Below are 17,803 nucleotides of genomic sequence, written 5' to 3'. Positions count from 1 at the left end.
ATTCAATCAGTTGATCTTGTAGCGCCGGCGCAATCCACGCAGCCCGAAGCTGACCCAGGGCCACAGCAGCGCGCTGACCAGGGCCGGCAGGACCAGCGCGAGAGTGGGCTGACGGTTGCCGGTCAGGGCGCTCAGCCACAGCTGGACCAACTGCGCCAGGCCGAAGATCACCAGGATCACCAGGCTCTGCTGCCACATCGGGAACATGCGCAGCCGTTGCTGCAGCGACAGCACCAGGAAGGTGATCAGCGTCAGGATCAGCGCGCTCTGCCCGAGCAGGGTGCCATAGAGCACATCTTCGGCCAGGCCGAGCAGGAACGCGGTGACCATGCCGATCTTGTGCGGCAGGTACAGCGACCAGAACGCCAGCAGCAGCGCCAGCCACAGCGGACGCAGGATTTCCATGAACTGCGGCAACGGCGAGACACTGAGCAGCAGGCCGATCAGAAAGGTCAGCCAGACGATCCAGCCGTTACGCGAAAGAGTGGCGCCCGCCATCATTCCTCCTGCCGTTGAGTGGCCGCCGGCGGCCTGCTGGCCGGCTTGGCCGCGGGTTTGGCGGTGGTCGGTTTTGGCGCCGGAGTGCTGTTGGCCGCACCCTGCGCGGCAGCGGCAGCCGCCGCGCCATGGGCGGTCGGCTTGGTCACCGGGGCCGTGGCGGCGGGCGTGGCCGGGGTCGCCGCAGGCTTGGGCACGGTCGCCGGAATCGCAGCCGCGCCTTCACCCTGCTTGTCGGCTTCCTGGGCCTGGGCCGCATCGTTGGCCCGCTCTTCCGGTGTACGGCTGTCGCTGAACACCAGCAGCAGGTAGCGGCTGCGGTTCAACGCGGCGGTCGGCACGGCGCGAACAATGGCGAACGGCTGGCCGGAGTCATGGATGACTTCCTTGACCGTCGCCACCGGGTAGCCGGCCGGGAACCGCTGGCCCAGGCCGGAACTGACCAACAGGTCGCCTTCCTTGATGTCCGCGGTATCGGCGACATGACGCAACTCCAGGCGCTCGGGGTTGCCGGTACCGCTGGCGATCGCCCGCAGACCGTTGCGGTTGACCTGTACCGGAATGCTGTGGGTGGTATCGGTCAGCAGTAGCACACGGGAGGTGTACGGCATCAACTCGACCACCTGGCCCATCAGGCCACGGGCATCGAGCACCGGTTGCCCGAGCACCACGCCATCGCGCTCGCCCTTGTTGATGATGATGCGATGGGTGAAGGGGTTGGGGTCCATGCCGATCAGTTCGGCGACCTCGACCTTCTCGTTGACCAGTGCCGAGGAGTTCAGCAGTTCGCGCAGGCGCACGTTCTGCTCGGTCAGGGCGGCCAGTTTCTGCAGGCGCCCCTGCAACAGCAGGTTCTCGGTCTGGAGTTTCTCGTTCTCGGCGACCAGTTCGGTACGGCTGCCGAACTGGCTGGCCACGCCTTGCCACAGCCGCTGCGGCAGGTCGGTGATCCAGTACGATTGCATCAGCACCAGCGAGGCCTGGCTGCGGATCGGCTTGAGCACCGTAAAGCGGGCATCGACCACCATCAGCGCAACCGACAGCACGACCAGCACCAGCAGGCGCACGCCCAATGAGGGGCCTTTGGCGAAAAGCGGTTTAATGAGCCGCTCCTCCCAGGCAAATAGACATTTTATTCATACGGCATCAAACCGGCCTGGATGCAGATTGACAGAAGATAAACGCAACAGGCAGCACTGCAAAGTGCTGCCTGTGAACGGACCGTCGTAGCGTCTGCCAGCGAACTCACTCGCTGGAGAGCAGGTCCATGGTGTGCTTGTCCATCATTTCCAGGGCACGGCCACCGCCGCGGGCCACGCAGGTCAGCGGGTCTTCGGCAACGATCACCGGCAGGCCGGTTTCCTGGGCCAGCAGCTTGTCGAGGTCACGCAGCAGTGCGCCACCACCGGTCAGCACCAGGCCGCGCTCGGCGATGTCCGAAGCCAGTTCCGGAGGCGACTGCTCCAGAGCGCTCTTGACCGCCTGGACGATGGTCGCCAGGGACTCCTGCAGCGCCTCGAGCACTTCGTTGGAGTTGAGGGTGAAGGCACGGGGTACGCCTTCGGCCAGGTTACGACCGCGGACGTCGACTTCACGGACTTCGCCGCCCGGATAGGCGGTACCGATTTCCTGCTTGATGCGCTCGGCGGTGGATTCACCGATCAGGCTGCCGTAGTTGCGACGCACGTAGGTGATGATCGCTTCGTCAAAGCGGTCGCCGCCCACACGTACGGATTCGGCATAGACCACACCGTTCAGGGAGATCAGCGCGATTTCGGTGGTACCGCCGCCGATATCGACGACCATCGAGCCACGGGCTTCTTCGACCGGCAGGCCGGCACCGATCGCGGCCGCCATCGGCTCCTCGATCAGGAACACTTCACGGGCACCGGCGCCCAGCGCCGATTCACGGATGGCGCGACGCTCGACCTGGGTCGACTTGCAGGGCACGCAGATCAGCACACGTGGGCTGGGCTGCAGGAAGCTGTTTTCGTGAACCTTGTTGATGAAGTACTGCAGCATCTTCTCGCAGACGCTGAAATCGGCAATCACACCGTCCTTCATCGGACGAATGGCGGCAATGTTGCCCGGCGTACGACCGAGCATGCGCTTGGCTTCGGTACCGACGGCGACGACACTTTTCTGGTTGCCATGGGTGCGAATCGCAACAACCGATGGCTCATTCAGGACGATACCGCGCTCGCGCACGTAAATAAGGGTGTTGGCTGTACCCAGGTCGATGGAAAGATCGCTGGAAAACATGCCACGCAGTTTCTTGAACATTGGAAAGGGACCCTGGGCAACGCGTGGGTAAAAAAGTGCGGCAAACTCTAACAACGACGGGGATTTTGGGCAAGGCGCCAATATGTTAAATTAGGCGTTTTTCCGAGCACCATCCCATACAATCGCGGCCATGTGACCGTGCAAATGCGGTAGTGTTCCACCAATCCAACATCCGGACAGCTTCCATTTTGTTTTCCACTGGAGATTCCCATGGCGCTTGACCGCTCCGACGTGGAAAAAATCGCTCACCTGGCCCGCCTGGACCTGGTCGCAGACGATATTCCACGCACCACCGAAGCCCTGAACAGCATTCTGGGTCTGGTCGACCAGATGCAGGCTGTCGATACCGACGGTATCGAACCCCTTGCCCACCCTCTGGAAGCGAGCCAGCGCCTGCGCGCCGACGCCGTGACCGAACGCAATAACCGCGAGGCCTATCAGTCCATCGCACCAGCGGTCGAAAACGGCCTGTACCTGGTTCCGAAAGTCATCGACTAAAGGGAAAGAGCCTGCAATGCATCAAATGACTCTGGCCGAGATCGCCCGTGGACTCGCCGACAAGAAGTTTTCCGCCGAAGAACTGACCCGTACCCTGCTGGCGCGCATTGCCCAGCTCGACCCGCAGGTCAACAGCTTCATCAGCCTTACCGAGGAACTGGCCCTGCAGCAGGCCAAGGCTGCCGACGTGCGTCGCGCCAATGGCGAAAGCGGTGCCCTGCTCGGCGCGCCGATCGGCCACAAGGACCTGTTCTGCACCCAGGGCGTGCGCACCAGTTGCGGCTCGAAGATGCTCGACAACTTCAAGGCACCCTACGATGCCACCGTGGTGGCCAAGCTCGCCGCCGCTGGCGCGGTGACCCTGGGCAAGACCAACATGGACGAGTTCGCCATGGGTTCAGCCAACGAGTCGAGCTACTACGGCAAGGTGAAGAACCCGTGGAACCTGGAGCACGTGCCGGGCGGTTCGTCCGGCGGTTCCGCCGCGGCCGTTGCCGCGCGCCTGCTGCCAGCCGCCACGGCGACCGACACCGGCGGCTCGATCCGCCAGCCGGCGGCGTTCACCAACCTCACCGGCCTGAAGCCGACCTACGGTCGCGTTTCGCGCTGGGGCATGATCGCCTACGCCTCCAGCCTCGACCAGGGTGGCCCGCTGGCCCGTACCGCCGAAGACTGCGCACTGCTGCTGCAGGGCATGGCCGGTTTCGACCCGCAGGACTCCACCAGCATCGATGAGCCGGTGCCGGACTACAGCGCCAGCCTGAACGACTCGCTGCAAGGCCTGCGCATCGGCGTGCCGAAGGAATACTTCAGCGCCGGTCTCGACCCGCGCATCGCCGAGCGGGTGCACGACAGCGTCAAGGCGCTGGAAAAGCTCGGTGCGGTGATCAAGGAGATCAGCCTGCCGAACAACCAGCACGCGATTCCCGCCTACTATGTGATCGCGCCGGCCGAGGCCTCCTCCAACCTGTCTCGTTTCGACGGCGTGCGCTTCGGCTATCGCTGCGAGAACCCGGTCGACCTCACCGACCTGTACAAGCGTTCCCGTGGCGAAGGCTTCGGTGCCGAAGTGCAACGCCGGATCATGGTCGGTACCTACGCCCTGTCGGCCGGCTACTACGACGCCTACTACCTCAAGGCCCAGAAGATCCGCCGCCTGATCAAGAACGACTTCATGAACGCCTTCAAGGAAGTCGACGTGATCCTCGGCCCGACCACGCCGAATCCGGCCTGGAAGATCGGTGCCAAGAACAACGATCCGGTCGCCGAGTATCTGGAAGACTTCTATACCATCACCGCCAACCTCGCGGGTCTGCCGGGCTTGTCCATGCCTGCGGGCTTCGTCGACGGCTTGCCGGTCGGCGTGCAATTGCTTGCCCCGTATTTCCAGGAAGGCCGCTTGCTCAATGTTGCGCACCAGTATCAGTTGAACACTGACTGGCACACCCGCACCCCAACCGGCTTCTGAGGAGAAACACCATGCAATGGGAAGTCGTGATCGGGCTGGAGATTCACACCCAGCTCGCCACCCAATCGAAGATTTTCTCCGGCAGCTCGACCACCTTCGGCTCCGAACCCAACACCCAGGCCAGCCTGGTCGACCTGGGCATGCCTGGCGTGCTGCCGGTGCTGAACCAGGAAGCGGTGCACATGGCGGTGCAGTTCGGCCTGGCGATCGACGCCGAGATCGGCCAGCACAACGTGTTCGCCCGCAAGAACTACTTCTACCCGGACCTGCCCAAGGGCTACCAGATCAGCCAGATGGAACTGCCGATCGTCGGCAAGGGCCACCTGGACATCACTCTGGAAGACGGTACGGTCAAGCGTATCGGCATCACCCGTGCGCACCTGGAAGAAGACGCCGGCAAGAGCCTGCACGAAGACTTCAGCGGCTCCACCGGGATCGACCTGAACCGCGCCGGTACCCCGCTGCTGGAAATCGTTTCCGAGCCGGACATGCGCAGTGCCAAGGAAGCCGTGGCCTACGTCAAGGCGATCCACGCACTGGTACGCTACCTGGGCATCTGCGACGGCAACATGGCCGAAGGCTCGCTGCGTTGCGACTGCAACGTCTCGGTACGCCCCAAGGGCCAGGCCGAGTTCGGCACACGTTGCGAGATCAAGAACGTCAACTCGTTCCGCTTCATCGAGAAGGCGATCAACTACGAAGTACAACGCCAGATCGAGCTGATCGAGGATGGCGGCAAGGTCGTCCAGCAGACTCGCCTTTACAACCCGAACACCGATACGACCAAGGCGATGCGCAGCAAGGAGGAAGCCAACGACTACCGTTACTTCCCCGACCCGGACCTGCTGCCGGTGATCATCGAGGACTCGTTCCTGGATGAAGTGCGCGCCAAGCTGCCGGAACTGCCACCGCAGAAACGCGAGCGCTTCCAGTCGCAGTACGGCCTGTCGCTGTACGATGCCAGCGTCCTGGCTTCGAGCCGCGAGCAGGCGGAGTACTTCGAACAGGTGGTCGCCATAAGCGCCGACGCCAAGCTGGCGGCCAACTGGGTCATGGTCGAGCTGGGCAGCCTGCTGAACAAGCTGGGCGTGGAAATCGACCAGGCGCCGGTCACTGCCGAACAACTGGGCGGCATGCTGCTGCGGATCAAGGACAACACTATCTCGGGCAAGATCGCCAAGACCGTGTTCGAAGCCATGGCCAACGGCGAAGGCAATGCCGACCAGGTGATCGAGGCCCGCGGCCTGAAACAGGTCACCGACAGCGGTGCGATCGAGAAGGTGCTGGACGAAGTGCTGGCGGCCAACGCCGAGCAGGTCGAGCAGTACCGTGCGGCGGACGAAGCCAAGCGCGGCAAGATGTTCGGCTTCTTCGTCGGCCAGGCGATGAAGGCCTCCAAGGGCAAGGCCAACCCGCAACAGGTGAACGAACTGCTGAAAAGCAAGCTCGAAGGCTGAGTCGGGCCAAACAGGCCCTGACACCCGCCCACTGTGGGAGCGGGCTGGCCCGCGAAGACGATGTATCCGACACATTGCATTCGCGGGCCAGCCCGCTCCCACCTATCGATCGCCCCATGCGATCTCTGTAGGGAGCGCCCCCAGATGAAACGCCTGTTCGCCGCCCTTGCCTTCCTCAGCCTGCTGGCCGGTTGTGCCACTCACGATATCGACCCGCGCGGCTACGACGAAACCGGCACGGCCTCCTATTACGGTCGCCAGCACCACGGCAAGCGCACCGCCAGCGGCGAACCCTTCAACCAGAACGGCCTGACCGCTGCCCATCGCCAACTGCCGTTCGGTACGCGGGTAAAAGTCACCAATCTTGCCAACGACCGCAGCGTCGTGGTCCGTATCAATGATCGCGGCCCGCATACCCGCGGACGCCTGATCGATGTTTCCCGACAAGCCGCCGAAGAGCTGGGCATGCTACAAAGCGGTACCGCGCGCGTGCGCGTCCAGAGCCTCAGCGACTGACCCCGGGGAGCCCCGCCATTTTCGGATTGACCCACCTGCCGATCCTGAGCCTGATCCAGCTGCTCGGCGGCCTGTTCCTGCTGGTCATCGGCGCCGAACTGCTGGTGCGCGCAGCCGTGCGCCTGGCCGCCCGCCTGCGGGTGCGGCCGCTGCTGATCGGCCTGACCGTCGTCGCCTTCGGCAGCAGCGCCCCGCAGATGGCCGTCAGCCTGCAGGCCGCCCTCCAGGAAAACGCCGACATCGCGGTCGGCAGCGTGATCGGCGGGAATATCTTCAACACCCTGGTGACCCTCGGTCTCTCGGCGCTGATCATCCCGCTGCGGGTCTCGCGCCAACTGGTGCGCCTGGACATACCGCTGATGATCGTCGCCAGCCTCATGGTCTTCGGCCTGGCCCTCAACGAAGAGCTGAGCCGCTTCGACGGTGTGCTGATGCTGCTGGTGTTTGCACTGTACCTGGGGTTGCTGCTGCGCACCTCGCAACACGGCCTGCCGCACCCTGCCCCCGTGCTGCAAACACAGCGCCGGCCTGCGCCCTGGCTCAGCAGTGCGTTCTGGATGCTGCTCGGCCTGGCCCTGCTGACCCTCGCCGGCCACCTGCTGCTCGATGCCGCCGTCGAAGTGGCCACGGAACTGGGCCTGTCGGAAAGGATCATCGGCCTGACCGTGGTCGCGGTCGGCACCTCCCTGCCGCAATTGGCCACGTCGCTGATCGCCGCCATCCGCGGCCAGCGCGATATCGCCGTCGGCAACGTGATCGGCGGCAACCTGTTCAATCTGCTGGGCGTGCTCGGCGTGACCGCGCTGATCGCCCCGCAACCGCTGTCGGTCTCGCCCAACGCGTTGTCGTTCGACCTGCCGGTAATGCTCGCCGTCGCGGCCTTGTGCTGGCCGGTATTCTACTCCGGCTATCGCATCACCCGTGCCGAGGGCCTGCTGTTTCTCGGCCTGTACCTGGCCTACGGGCTGCACGTGGTGTGGTTCACCACCGGCATGCCGATGGCGGTGCGGCTGGAACACCTGATGCTGTTCTTCATCCTGCCGGCGCTGCTGGTGTATCTGCTGTTCAGTACGCTGCGAGCCTGGCGTCGCCAACATCCCTAGGAGCCACTGCAATGAGCGATCAGAAAAAAACCGGTGTCGAAATGCGTCGTCAGGTCATGGGCGATGCCTTCGTCGACCGCGCCCTGGGTAATGCCACCGAGTTCAGCCAGCCCCTGCAGGACTTCGTCAACGAACACGCCTGGGGCGGCGTCTGGAACCGTGACGGCCTGCCGCTCAAGACCCGCAGCCTGATCACCCTCGCCGCGCTGACCGCGCTCAAGTGCCCGCAGGAGCTCAAGGGCCACGTGCGCGGCGCCCTGAACAACGGCTGCACGGTGGAAGAGATTCGCGAGGCACTGCTGCACTGCGCGGTGTACGCCGGCGTACCGGCGGCGATCGATGCGTTCCGCGCCGCGCAGGAAGTGATCGACGCCTACCAGAAAGCCGACTGAGCGCGACAGGGCCGACTCAGATCCAGCCCCCCCACTGCAGGACGAAAATGCCGATGTTCGTCGTGACCGCCGCCATCAGCGTGGTGATCACGATGATCGCGGCCGCCAGTTCGTGGTTGCCATTGGCGGCACGGGCCATGACAAAACTGGCCGCCGCGGTCGGGCTGCCGAAGTAGAGAAACAGGATGCCCAGTTCCGCCCCACGGAAGCCGCAGAGCCAGGCACCCAAAGTCGAGAACAGCGGCATGCCGACCATCTTCACCAGGCTGGCGCTCAACGCCATGTCGCCACTCTTGCGCAACGCCGCCAGCGACAGGGTGCCGCCGATGCAGATCAGCGCCAGCGGCAGGGTCATCTGCGCCAGGTAGTTGCCGGACGTTTCCAGCCAACCGGGCAGGCCGATCTGGAAGTAGGCAAAGGGCGCCGCCGCGATCACGCTGATGATCAGCGGGTTGCTCAGCACACTCTTGCCGATGCTCCACGGGTCGGACTTGATCACCGGGCTGTAGACCGCCAGGACGATGGTCGACAGGGTGTTGTAGAACAGGATCACCAACGCGGCGAGGATCGCCCCGAGGGAAATGCCGTAGTCGCCATACAGGCTGGCCGCCAGTGCCAGGCCAATCACCCCGTTGTTGCCACGAAAGGCGCCCTGGGTGTAGATCCCGCGGTCTTCCCGGGGGCAACGCCAGATCGCCCAGCCCCAGGCCCCGGCGAAGGTCACCAGGGTGGCGACGACGAAGTAGCCCAGCACACCGGGCTTGAGGGCCGAATGCAGGTCGGCGTGAAGGATGCCGAGGAACAGCAGCGCCGGCATGTTGACGTTGAATACCAGTGCCGAGGCGGTGTGGATGAAGTTGTCGTTGATCCAGCCCACGCGCTTGAGCGCCACGCCGAGGAACAACATGGCGAAGACCGGAGCGGTGATGGTCAGTGTATCGAGAAAGATGGCCAGCATTGCCCTGAGAATCCGTTGCCCGTCGTTAGGAGGCTAATGATACGGCAAAGCGGGCCATCCTGCCCGAGCGGCTCAGTTGAACTGCGCGCGCATCCAGGCCTGGTACTGAGCGACTCCGGCCTCGCCCTCACGCGGGGCCCAGGCGGCCATCTCGCCCTCGCCCACCGGACGATACGGGCCCGCCTTGCACTCGAACATCACGGTATCGGGCTCAAGCACCACCAGGCCGTGGAACACGCCGGCCGGCAAGTCCACCGCCGGGCATTCGCCACCGGCCTGCAGGACGCGCCGGGTAACGACCTGACCGTCCTCGTCGAACACCAGCAGGCCCAGGCTGCCACGCAGCACCAGCAGGGTTTCCGCCTTGTCCGCGCTCAGGTGCCGATGGGGCGGCACATAAGTGCCCGGCTGCAGGCCGACCGCCATGCGGTGGCACGGCTCGTCCATCTCATGGAAGTTGTGGTGCGTGCGCCCACGGGGACTGGCCGCCGCCTTCGCGGCCAGGTCGGCGAACAGCGCAGCGTCGAGAAAGCTGGGGCCGGCCATGGGTTACAGGCCCTTGACGGCAAAGATGCCGGCAGCGTTACGCCAGTAGCCCTTGTAGTCCATGCCATAACCGAAAATGTAGCGGTCGATGCACGGCAGCCCGACGTAGTCGGCCTTGAGGTCCGGCCGGGCCTTGCGGTCGTGTTCCTTGTCGATCAGGACGGCGGTGTGCACCTGGCGGGCACCGGCGTGCTTGCAGAAATCGATGATCGCGCCGAGGGTATGACCCTCGTCGAGAATGTCGTCGATGATCAGTACGTCACGATCGATGAACGAGACTTCCGGCTTGGCCTTCCAGAACAGCTCGCCGCCGCTGGTTTCGTTACGGTAGCGGGTGGCGTGCAGGTAGGACGCTTCCAGCGGGAAATCCAGGTGGGGCAGCAATTTGCCGGAGAAGATCAGGCCGCCGTTCATCACGCAGAATACCACCGGGTTGCGCTCGGCCAGGTCGGCGTTGATCTGGGCGCCGACACGGGCGATGGCCGCCTCGACTTCAGCGTTGGTGTACAGGCAGTCGGCTTCGCGCATGACTTGACGGATATGCTCGAGATCAGCGGACATGGCGCTCTCCAAAGGGTGCTCAAAGGGGACTTGCACAGGGGGCTGCGCAAGAAAAGCGGGCAAAGGTACGCACCCGCGCAGGTCAGATCAAGCGTTTCTGGACTAACGTACTACGGGTCTATAGGACATAAACCCCGGATAGATTAATCTAGGCCGGTTTTTTTGCCCGCCCTCGGAGCCTTTCCCTATGCCCATCCGTGAGATCCGCCACCCGCTGATCCGTCACAAGCTCGGCCTCATGCGCCGCGCAGACATTAGCACGAAGAACTTCCGTGAGCTTGCCCAGGAAGTCGGAGCGTTGCTGACCTATGAGGCGACCAAGGACCTGCCCCTCGAAACCTATGACATCGAAGGCTGGTGCGGCACCGTACAAGTCGAGAAAATCGCCGGTAAGAAAATTACCGTGGTACCGATCCTGCGTGCCGGTATCGGCATGCTCGAAGGCGTACTCAGCCTGATCCCGGGCGCCAAGGTCAGCGCCGTGGGCGTGGCCCGCAACGAGGAAACCCTCGAAGCCCATACCTACCTGGAAAAACTGGTGCCGGAAATCGACGAGCGCCTGGCGATGATCATCGACCCGATGCTCGCCACCGGCGGCTCGATGGTCGCCACCATCGACCTGCTGAAGAAGGCCGGCTGCAAGGAGATCTGCGCCATGGTGCTGGTCGCCGCGCCGGAAGGTATCGCCGCGGTCGAGAAGGCCCACCCCGACGTGACCCTCTACACCGCATCCGTCGACCAGAAACTCAACGAACACGGCTACATCATTCCAGGCCTGGGCGATGCCGGCGACAAGATTTTCGGCACCAAGCAGAAGGACGCCTGAACATGCGGGATGAGTTCAACGACCCGCTCTGGCGCACGGTGCTGTCCGGTGCGCAGATGCTCTTCGTAGCGTTCGGCGCACTGGTGCTGATGCCGCTGATCACCGGCCTGGACCCGAACGTCGCGCTGTTCACGGCGGGCCTGGGGACTCTGCTGTTCCAGCTGGTCACCGGCCGTCAGGTGCCGGTGTTCCTGGCGTCGAGCTTCGCCTTCATCACCCCGATCATTCTCGCCAAGGGCCAGTTCGGCCTCGCTGCGACCATGGGCGGCGTGATGGCGGCGGGCTTCGTCTACACCTTCCTGGGCCTGGCGGTGAAGATCAAGGGCACCGGCTTCATCGACCGGCTGCTGCCGCCGGTGGTGATCGGCCCGGTGGTGATTTCCATCGGCCTGGCCATGGCGCCGATCGCCGCCAACATGGCGATGGGCAAGGCCGGCGATGGCAGCGAGCTGATCCCCTACCGCACGGCGATGCTGATCTCCATGCCGGCGCTGCTGACCACCCTGATCGTCGCGGTGTTCGGCAAGGGGATTTTCCGCCTGGTGCCGATCATCTCCGGCGTGCTGGTGGGCTTCGCCCTGTCGTTCTACTTCGGCGTGGTCGACACCGCGAAGATCGCCGCGGCGCCCTGGCTGGCGCTGCCGAACTTCACGGCACCGGAATTCAACTGGCAGGCGATCCTGTTCATCGTACCGGTGGCCCTGGCCCCGGCCATCGAGCATATCGGCGGGGTGATCGCGGTCGGCAGCGTGACCGGTCGCGACTACCTGAAGAAGCCGGGCCTGCATCGCACCCTGCTGGGTGACGGTCTGGCCACCACCGCGGCCGGCCTGTTCGGTGGCCCGCCCAACACCACCTATGCCGAAGTGACCGGCGCGGTGATGCTGACCAAGAACTACAACCCGAAGATCATGACCTGGGCGGCGCTCTTCGCCATCGCCCTGGCGTTCATCGGCAAGTTCGGCGCGCTGCTGCAGAGCATCCCGGTACCGGTGATGGGCGGGATCCTCTGCCTGCTGTTCGGCTCGATCGCGGCGGTGGGCATGAACACCCTGATCCGCCACAGGATCGACCTGGGCGAAGCGCGCAACCTGGTGATCGTCTCGGTCACACTGGTGTTCGGCATTGGTGGTGTGCTGGTCGGCAGTGGTACCGGCCCCGACGATTTCGGCCTGAAGGGCATCGCCCTGTGCGCCGTCGTCGCGATCGCGCTGAACCTGATCCTGCCGGGCAATGACGGCTGGAAGAAGAACAGGGCCGACGAGCCGCTGGCATAACCTCACCACGCCCCCTGTAGGAGCCGGGCTTGCCCGCGAAGCGCTTGGCGGAAGGGCAAGCCCGGCTCCTACAGGGAACGCGGAGCCCGCTCACAGAGCGTGTTCAGCGCCATCGCCCACTGCGGGTCATCGTTCAGGCACGGTACCAGCACCAACTCCTCGCCACCCGCCTCGATGAACTGCTCGCGCCCACGGTCCCCGATCTCCTCCAGGGTCTCGATGCAGTCGGCGACGAACGCCGGGCACATCACCAGAAGCTTCTTCACTCCGGCCTTGGCCAGTTCATCCAGGCGTGCCTCGGTGTAGGGCTCGATCCACTTCGCCCGCCCCAGCCGGGACTGGAACGAGACCGACCACTGCCCGTCCGCCAAGCCCATGCGCTCGGCAAACGCCGCCGCCGTGCGCAGGCATTGGGCGCGGTAACAGGTGGCAAGCACCGCTGGCGAGGCATTCCGGCAGCAGTCCGCATCCTTGAGGCAATGGCTGCCGGTGGGATCGAGCTTGGTCAGGTGGCGCTCCGGCAAACCGTGGAAGCTGAGCAGCAAATGATCGAAGCCCTGTTCCAGGTGCGGCCGGGTGCTGGCGACCAGCGCCTCGATGTATTCCGGCTGGTCGTAGAACGGCTGCAGGATGGAAAACTGCACATCCAGCCTCCGCTCCCTGACCACCCGCCGCGCCTCTTCGATCACCGTGGTCACCGTGCTGTCGGCAAACTGCGGATACAACGGCGCCAGCGTCACCTGGCGGATGCCCTGTGCCGCCAACCGGGTCAGCGTCGACTCGATCGACGGTTCGCCATAACGCATCGCCAGTTCCACCGGCCCATGCTGCCATTGCTCGGTCATGCGCTGCTGCAGACGTCGGCTCAGCACCACCAGCGGCGACCCTTCCTCCCACCAGATCGAGGCATAGGCATGGGCCGACTGCTCGGGCCGCTTGATCAGGATCAGCGACACCAGCAGGCGCCGGATCGGCCAGGGCAGATCGATCACGTACGGATCCATCAGAAACTGATTGAGGTAGCTGCGCACGTCCGCCACCGAAGTAGAGGCCGGCGAGCCCAGGTTGACCAGTAGCAACGCGTGATCGGTCATGCAATGTCCTATATCAGAGGCGACCCGACAGATCGTCGAGGGCCGCGGGCAGATCGGTGAACTGAAACTCGAACCCTGCCGCCAGCAGGCGCTTGGGCACGGCACGCTGGCCGCCCAGCAACAACTGCGACAACTCGCCGAGGCCGACCCGCAGCAGCGGAGCCGGCAGCGGGATCAGCGCCGGACGGTGCAACACCCGCCCCAGCGCCCTGGCGAAGTCGCGATTGCGCACCGGCCTGGGCGCGCAGGCATTATAAGGACCGCTGGCATCGCTGCGGTGCAGAAGAAAATCAATCAGGGCGATTTGATCCCGCAGGTGAATCCACGGCATCCACTGCCGGCCATTGCCGATCGGGCCGCCCAGGCACCATTTGAACGGCGACAGCAGGCGCGACAAAAAGCCGCCCTCGGCCGCCAGCACCAGGCCGGTTCGCACCAGCACCACGCGCATGCCGAGGACCTGCGCACGTTGCGCGGTCTCCTCCCAGGCAATGCACAACTGGCTGGCGAAATCCTCGCTGACCGGTGGTGAATCCTCGCTCAGCTCACGCTCGCCACCATCGCCATACCAACCGACCGCCGAGCCGGAAAGCAACACCGCCGGGCGTTGCTCCAGGCCTTCGAGCCAGGTCAGCAGGGTTTCGGTCAGCTGGATCCGACTGCTCCACAGCAGCGCCTTGCGCCGATGGGTCCAGGGACGCTCGGCGATCGGCGCTCCGGCCAGATTGACCACCGCATCCAGCGGCTCGCCGGCCAACTCCTCCAGATGCCGCACGCCACGCACCTGCGCTCCGCACAGGCGGGCAACCTCCTCGGGCCGGCGACTCCACACCGTCAGGTGATGACCTTGCGCCAACCAGTGCTCGCACAACCGACGCCCGATCAAACCAGTACCGCCTGTCAGCAATATGTGCATGAGAGCGTCCTCGCGTAACGTTTTGCCAAGAGCGTTAGTCTACTTTTATAGGCAAGGCTCTTTTCTTTTCGACTGTTTTAACAATAGGACAGCTTCAGACGACAGGATGGTCGCGACTTATACCTAAAAATAAGATTGTACAGGTTTTACCGACGGCGTAGTCTGTGCAAACAGGTAACGAGGTCCCTATGACTGTACCTATCGCAATAATCGGTGCCGGTATCGCCGGACTGTCAGCCGCTCGCGCGTTACACGATGCCGGGCACGCCATCGAGCTGTTCGACAAAAGCCGCGGCAGCGGCGGGCGCATGTCGAGCAAACGCAGCGACGCCGGGTCGCTGGACATGGGCGCCCAATATTTCACGGCCCGCGACCGCCGCTTCGTCAACGAAGTGCAGCGCTGGCAAGGCCAGGGCTGGGTCGCCGAATGGGCGCCCAAGCTCTACACCTGGCAGAACGGCCAGCTCAATCTATCGCCGGACGAACAGACCCGCTGGGTCGGCACCCCGCGCATGAGCGCCATCACCCGCGGCCTGCTCGGCGATCTGCACAGCCACTTCAGCTGTCGGATCACCGAAGTCTTCCGGGGTGAACAGCACTGGCACCTGCAGGATGCCGAAGGGGTCACCCACGGCCCGTTCAGTCACGTCGTCATCGCCACACCGGCGCCCCAGGCCACCGCGCTGCTCGCTGCCGCGCCGAAGCTTGCCGGTGCCGCCGCGGGGGTCCAGATGGAGCCGACCTGGGCGGTCGCCCTGGCCTTCGAGAGCGCGCTGGAGACGCCCATGGAAGGCTGCTTCGTGCAGGACAGCCCGCTCGACTGGCTGGCCCGCAACCGCAGCAAGCCGGGGCGCGACAACCGTCTCGACACCTGGGTCCTGCATGCCACCAGCAGTTGGAGCAAGCAGCACCTGGACCTGTCCAGGGAAGCGGTGATCGAGCACCTGCACGGCGCTTTCGCCGAACTGCTGCACATCACCATGCCCGCCCCGGCCTTCACCCTTGCCCACCGCTGGCTCTATGCACGGCCGGCCGGTGCCCGCGAATGGGGGGCGCTGGCCGACGCCGACCTGGGCCTGTACGTGTGCGGCGACTGGTGCATGTCCGGCCGGGTCGAAGGCGCCTGGCTCAGCGGCCAGGAAGCCGCCCGCCGGCTGCTGGAACACCAGGCATGAATCGCATCAACCCACGCAAACTGCTGCTGTCGAAGTGGACAGCAGCCCGGCCGGAGAACCGGGAAAGACATTTCCTGGTCACCGAGCTGTTCCACGATGAAACCGGCACGCTATTGCTGGAGCTGGAACTGCAGGCGGTACTGACCCGCCGCAACCAGCGCATCCCCTGGCAACAGTTGCAGAACGCCGAACGCTGGCGCATGGGCTGGCGATAAGCGGACCAGGGCAATCCTGTACAAAGAATTTGACTTGTACAAGATAGAACCTATGATGAAACTTAGTTGTACAAGAATTAACGCTTGTACAAGTAAATCGTCGAGGTTCTGCAATGCTCACGCCCAGCGTCTCCCGCACCAAACCGAAGATCGCCATCAGCGCCTGCCTGATGGGCGCCGAAGTGCGCTACAACGGCGGGCACAAGGAATCGCGGCTGTGCAGCCAGAGCCTCAGTGAGCATTTCGATTTCCTCCCGGTCTGCCCGGAAGTGGCGATCGGCCTGGGCACTCCGCGCGAGCCGATCCGTCTGGTCGGTGACCCGCAGCAGCCCAGGGCCGTGGGCACGGTCCATGAGGAGCGGGACGTCAGCCGGGCGCTGACCGACTACGGCACGCGCATGGCGAATGAACTGACGGATATCTGCGGCTACATCTTCATGCAGAAATCCCCGTCCTGCGGACTGGCGCGGGTCAAGGTCTACCAGGATCGCGGACGGCCCGCCGAGCACGCCGGTCGTGGCCTGTTCGCCGCCGCCTTCTGCGCCCTGCATCCCGACCTGCCAGTGGAGGAAGAGGGCCGCCTGAACGACCCGGTGCTGCGCGAGAACTTCCTGACCCGGGTGTTCGCCTACGCCGACTGGCAGCAACTGCTCGCCGCTGGCCTGAGCCGACGCGCCCTGACCGAATTTCACTCGCGCCACAAATACCTGCTGATGGCCCACAACCCGGAGCAGTACAAGGTACTGGGCAACCTGCTGGGCAGCATGGGCAGGGCCGACCCGAACGAGATCGGCCCGCACTACTTCAGCCAGTTGATGAGCGCCCTGAAGAAATGCGCCACCCGCCGCACCCACACCAACGTCCTGCAGCACCTGAGCGGCTACCTGAAGCATTCCATCAGCGCCGAGGACAAGCAGGAAATGCAGCAGGTCATCGGCCAGTACCGCCTCGGCATCGTCCCGCTGGTGGTGCCGCTGACCCTGCTCAAGCACCACTTCCGCCAATACCCCGATCCCTACGTGGGCCTGCAGGTCTATCTGCAACCCCACCCGGAAAACCTCAGCCTGCGAAACTCGATCTGATCATGTCCAAGCCTCTCCCCGAAGACGATGAGTCCCATCCCGACTATGTCAGCGCCCTGGCCGCCGGCTGGCTGCCGATTCGCGAAGTCGCCCGGCAGACCGGGGTCAATGCCGTCACCCTGCGTGCCTGGGAACGTCGCTATGGCCTGATCGTGCCCCATCGCACGGCCAAGGGTCATCGGTTGTTCTCCGCCGACCACGTGCAACGCATCCAGGCGATCCTGACCTGGCTGAATCGCGGCGTGGCGGTGCGCCAGGTCAAGCAGCTGCTCGACGCCCCGCAACCGCCCGCCGAGGCGCCGGAAAACGACTGGCACCGGTTGCACCAGGACCTGGTCCAGGCCATCGGCCGCCTGGACGAACGCCAGGTCGACGACCGCTTCAACCAGGCGATGTCGCTGTACCCGCCGCGCACCGTCTGCGAACAGTTGCTGATCCCGCTGCTGGCCGAACTCGAACAGCGCTGGCAGGGCCAGTTCGGCGGACAGATGGAGCGGGTGTTCTTCCATTCCTGGCTGCGCAGCAAGCTGGGCGCACGGATCTACCACAACAACCGCCAGCTCAGGGGCCAGCCGCTGCTGCTGGTCAACCAGTCGGACCTGCCGCTCGAACCCCACCTGTGGCTGACCGCCTGGCTGGCGAGCAGCGCCGACTGCCCGGTGGAAGTCTTCGACTGGCCGGTGCCCCCCGGCGAACTGGCGCTGGCCGTCGAACAGCTCAAGGCCCGCGCGTTGCTGCTGTATTCCAGCAAGACCCTGAATCTGGCGGCGCTGCCCAGGCTGATCGGCGGGATCGAACAACCCGTACTGATCGCTGGCGCCTCGGTGTGCATCCACGCCACCGAACTGTCCGTCTGTACCGACGACCACCCCGGACTGAGCCTCGCCCAGGATCCGTTGGCGGCCTGCCAGAGCCTCACCCGGCTCGGCCTGCTCTGA

At 64.5% G+C, this 17,803-nt stretch carries 20 protein-coding genes; 12 read left to right on the top strand and 8 right to left on the bottom strand.

The features are described from left to right. Nucleotides 1–6: 6 nt before the first annotated feature. From mreD to mreB, 3 genes are all read right to left on the bottom strand, one after another. Nucleotides 7–498, bottom strand: coding sequence for a rod shape-determining protein MreD (gene mreD / locus ACM62G_RS16930; protein WP_019361976.1), 492 nt, complete (start codon nt 496–498; stop codon nt 7–9). After that, the gene (mreC, locus tag ACM62G_RS16925) at nt 498–1,601 is read right to left on the bottom strand and encodes a rod shape-determining protein MreC (protein WP_273824027.1); all 1,104 of its coding nucleotides are present in this window, start codon (nt 1,599–1,601) and stop codon (nt 498–500) included. The genes mreD and mreC overlap by 1 nt, the downstream gene beginning before the upstream one ends. Before the next feature lie 142 nt (nt 1,602–1,743). Further along, nucleotides 1,744–2,781 (bottom strand): rod shape-determining protein MreB, encoded by a 1,038-nt coding sequence (gene mreB / locus ACM62G_RS16920; protein ID WP_002555108.1) that lies wholly within the window; start codon nt 2,779–2,781, stop codon nt 1,744–1,746. A gap of 210 nt (nt 2,782–2,991) precedes the next feature. Between mreB and gatC the strand changes: the two genes are divergently transcribed. From gatC to ACM62G_RS16890, 6 genes are all read left to right on the top strand, one after another. After that, nucleotides 2,992–3,279, top strand: a complete 288-nt coding sequence (gatC, locus tag ACM62G_RS16915) for an Asp-tRNA(Asn)/Glu-tRNA(Gln) amidotransferase subunit GatC (RefSeq protein WP_054061518.1) — start codon at nt 2,992–2,994, stop codon at nt 3,277–3,279. 16 nt (nt 3,280–3,295) lie between these two features. Next, nucleotides 3,296–4,747, top strand: a complete 1,452-nt coding sequence (gatA, locus tag ACM62G_RS16910; RefSeq protein WP_273823957.1) for an Asp-tRNA(Asn)/Glu-tRNA(Gln) amidotransferase subunit GatA — start codon at nt 3,296–3,298, stop codon at nt 4,745–4,747. Nucleotides 4,748–4,758: 11 nt separating this feature from the next. Next, entirely contained in the window at nt 4,759–6,204 is a 1,446-nt protein-coding gene (gatB, locus tag ACM62G_RS16905) for an Asp-tRNA(Asn)/Glu-tRNA(Gln) amidotransferase subunit GatB (protein WP_054060700.1), read from the top strand. Nucleotides 6,205–6,348: 144 nt separating this feature from the next. Beyond that, entirely contained in the window at nt 6,349–6,720 is a 372-nt protein-coding gene (locus tag ACM62G_RS16900; RefSeq protein ID WP_054060699.1) for a septal ring lytic transglycosylase RlpA family protein, read from the top strand. 50 nt (nt 6,721–6,770) lie between these two features. Beyond that, the gene (locus tag ACM62G_RS16895) at nt 6,771–7,823 is read left to right on the top strand and encodes a calcium/sodium antiporter (protein ID WP_054061771.1); all 1,053 of its coding nucleotides are present in this window, start codon (nt 6,771–6,773) and stop codon (nt 7,821–7,823) included. 11 nt (nt 7,824–7,834) lie between these two features. Beyond that, nucleotides 7,835–8,215: a carboxymuconolactone decarboxylase family protein gene (locus ACM62G_RS16890; protein WP_054060698.1), complete on the top strand. Its 381-nt coding sequence runs from the start codon at nt 7,835–7,837 to the stop codon at nt 8,213–8,215. 16 nt (nt 8,216–8,231) lie between these two features. On the opposite strand, the gene ACM62G_RS16885 is transcribed toward ACM62G_RS16890, so the two are convergent. From ACM62G_RS16885 to ACM62G_RS16875, 3 genes are all read right to left on the bottom strand, one after another. Continuing rightward, on the bottom strand, nt 8,232–9,173 hold the full coding sequence (locus tag ACM62G_RS16885; protein ID WP_273823960.1) for an AEC family transporter: 942 nt from the start codon (nt 9,171–9,173) through the stop codon (nt 8,232–8,234). A 72-nt stretch (nt 9,174–9,245) separates the two neighbouring features. After that, the gene (locus ACM62G_RS16880) at nt 9,246–9,719 is read right to left on the bottom strand and encodes a WbuC family cupin fold metalloprotein (RefSeq protein WP_054060696.1); all 474 of its coding nucleotides are present in this window, start codon (nt 9,717–9,719) and stop codon (nt 9,246–9,248) included. 3 nt (nt 9,720–9,722) lie between these two features. Next, the gene (locus ACM62G_RS16875) at nt 9,723–10,280 is read right to left on the bottom strand and encodes a hypoxanthine-guanine phosphoribosyltransferase (RefSeq protein ID WP_054060695.1); all 558 of its coding nucleotides are present in this window, start codon (nt 10,278–10,280) and stop codon (nt 9,723–9,725) included. A 187-nt stretch (nt 10,281–10,467) separates the two neighbouring features. Here ACM62G_RS16875 and upp point away from each other — a divergent pair, with 187 nt between their 5' ends. Both upp and ACM62G_RS16865 read left to right on the top strand, forming a co-directional pair. Further along, nucleotides 10,468–11,106, top strand: coding sequence for a uracil phosphoribosyltransferase (gene upp / locus ACM62G_RS16870; RefSeq protein ID WP_054060694.1), 639 nt, complete (start codon nt 10,468–10,470; stop codon nt 11,104–11,106). Between the two features lie 2 nt (nt 11,107–11,108). After that, nucleotides 11,109–12,383, top strand: a complete 1,275-nt coding sequence (locus ACM62G_RS16865) for a uracil-xanthine permease family protein (protein ID WP_054060693.1) — start codon at nt 11,109–11,111, stop codon at nt 12,381–12,383. A 68-nt stretch (nt 12,384–12,451) separates the two neighbouring features. On the opposite strand, the gene hemH is transcribed toward ACM62G_RS16865, so the two are convergent. Beyond that, nucleotides 12,452–13,477 (bottom strand): ferrochelatase, encoded by a 1,026-nt coding sequence (hemH, locus tag ACM62G_RS16860; RefSeq protein WP_273823962.1) that lies wholly within the window; start codon nt 13,475–13,477, stop codon nt 12,452–12,454. Between the two features lie 13 nt (nt 13,478–13,490). Continuing rightward, a complete protein-coding gene (locus ACM62G_RS16855) occupies nt 13,491–14,393 on the bottom strand; it encodes a TIGR01777 family oxidoreductase (protein WP_419735203.1) in 903 nt (300 codons plus the stop codon). Between the two features lie 188 nt (nt 14,394–14,581). Here ACM62G_RS16855 and ACM62G_RS16850 point away from each other — a divergent pair, with 188 nt between their 5' ends. The 4 genes from ACM62G_RS16850 (at nt 14,582) to ACM62G_RS16835 (ending at nt 17,803) form a co-directional block, all read left to right on the top strand. Next, nucleotides 14,582–15,568, top strand: a complete 987-nt coding sequence (locus tag ACM62G_RS16850; protein WP_273823964.1) for an NAD(P)/FAD-dependent oxidoreductase — start codon at nt 14,582–14,584, stop codon at nt 15,566–15,568. Next, on the top strand, nt 15,565–15,783 hold the full coding sequence (locus tag ACM62G_RS16845; protein ID WP_054060988.1) for a TIGR02450 family Trp-rich protein: 219 nt from the start codon (nt 15,565–15,567) through the stop codon (nt 15,781–15,783). The genes ACM62G_RS16850 and ACM62G_RS16845 overlap by 4 nt, the downstream gene beginning before the upstream one ends. Before the next feature lie 113 nt (nt 15,784–15,896). Further along, nucleotides 15,897–16,865 carry a YbgA family protein gene (locus ACM62G_RS16840; RefSeq protein WP_419735202.1) on the top strand — a complete coding sequence of 323 codons (969 nt, stop codon included), beginning with the start codon at nt 15,897–15,899 and terminating at the stop codon, nt 16,863–16,865. A gap of 2 nt (nt 16,866–16,867) precedes the next feature. After that, nucleotides 16,868–17,803 carry a MerR family transcriptional regulator gene (locus tag ACM62G_RS16835; RefSeq protein ID WP_419735201.1) on the top strand — a complete coding sequence of 312 codons (936 nt, stop codon included), beginning with the start codon at nt 16,868–16,870 and terminating at the stop codon, nt 17,801–17,803.

The sequence above is a fragment of the Pseudomonas sp. COR18 genome, from assembly GCF_048568395.1.
In the GTDB taxonomy this organism is placed as follows: Bacteria; Pseudomonadota; Gammaproteobacteria; order Pseudomonadales; family Pseudomonadaceae; genus Aquipseudomonas; species Aquipseudomonas fuscovaginae_B.
The sequence above is the reverse complement of the archived record's forward strand: the minus strand, read 5'-3'. Positions and strand labels throughout refer to the sequence as shown.

Excerpts from the sequence above, each read along its gene's own strand:
- mreD (WP_019361976.1), bottom strand. The coding sequence starts at position 498 with ATGGCGGGCGCCACTCTTTCGCGTAACGGCTGGATCGTCTGGCTGACC.
- mreB (WP_002555108.1), bottom strand. The coding sequence starts at position 2,781 with ATGTTCAAGAAACTGCGTGGCATGTTTTCCAGCGATCTTTCCATCGAC.
- gatC (WP_054061518.1), top strand. The coding sequence starts at position 2,992 with ATGGCGCTTGACCGCTCCGACGTGGAAAAAATCGCTCACCTGGCCCGC.
- gatA (WP_273823957.1), top strand. The coding sequence starts at position 3,296 with ATGCATCAAATGACTCTGGCCGAGATCGCCCGTGGACTCGCCGACAAG.
- gatB (WP_054060700.1), top strand. The coding sequence starts at position 4,759 with ATGCAATGGGAAGTCGTGATCGGGCTGGAGATTCACACCCAGCTCGCC.
- ACM62G_RS16900 (WP_054060699.1), top strand. The coding sequence starts at position 6,349 with ATGAAACGCCTGTTCGCCGCCCTTGCCTTCCTCAGCCTGCTGGCCGGT.
- ACM62G_RS16890 (WP_054060698.1), top strand. The coding sequence starts at position 7,835 with ATGAGCGATCAGAAAAAAACCGGTGTCGAAATGCGTCGTCAGGTCATG.
- ACM62G_RS16885 (WP_273823960.1), bottom strand. The coding sequence starts at position 9,173 with ATGCTGGCCATCTTTCTCGATACACTGACCATCACCGCTCCGGTCTTC.
- ACM62G_RS16880 (WP_054060696.1), bottom strand. The coding sequence starts at position 9,719 with ATGGCCGGCCCCAGCTTTCTCGACGCTGCGCTGTTCGCCGACCTGGCC.
- ACM62G_RS16875 (WP_054060695.1), bottom strand. The coding sequence starts at position 10,280 with ATGTCCGCTGATCTCGAGCATATCCGTCAAGTCATGCGCGAAGCCGAC.
- upp (WP_054060694.1), top strand. The coding sequence starts at position 10,468 with ATGCCCATCCGTGAGATCCGCCACCCGCTGATCCGTCACAAGCTCGGC.
- ACM62G_RS16865 (WP_054060693.1), top strand. The coding sequence starts at position 11,109 with ATGCGGGATGAGTTCAACGACCCGCTCTGGCGCACGGTGCTGTCCGGT.
- hemH (WP_273823962.1), bottom strand. The coding sequence starts at position 13,477 with ATGACCGATCACGCGTTGCTACTGGTCAACCTGGGCTCGCCGGCCTCT.
- ACM62G_RS16855 (WP_419735203.1), bottom strand. The coding sequence starts at position 14,393 with ATGCACATATTGCTGACAGGCGGTACTGGTTTGATCGGGCGTCGGTTG.
- ACM62G_RS16850 (WP_273823964.1), top strand. The coding sequence starts at position 14,582 with ATGACTGTACCTATCGCAATAATCGGTGCCGGTATCGCCGGACTGTCA.
- ACM62G_RS16845 (WP_054060988.1), top strand. The coding sequence starts at position 15,565 with ATGAATCGCATCAACCCACGCAAACTGCTGCTGTCGAAGTGGACAGCA.
- ACM62G_RS16840 (WP_419735202.1), top strand. The coding sequence starts at position 15,897 with ATGCTCACGCCCAGCGTCTCCCGCACCAAACCGAAGATCGCCATCAGC.
- ACM62G_RS16835 (WP_419735201.1), top strand. The coding sequence starts at position 16,868 with ATGTCCAAGCCTCTCCCCGAAGACGATGAGTCCCATCCCGACTATGTC.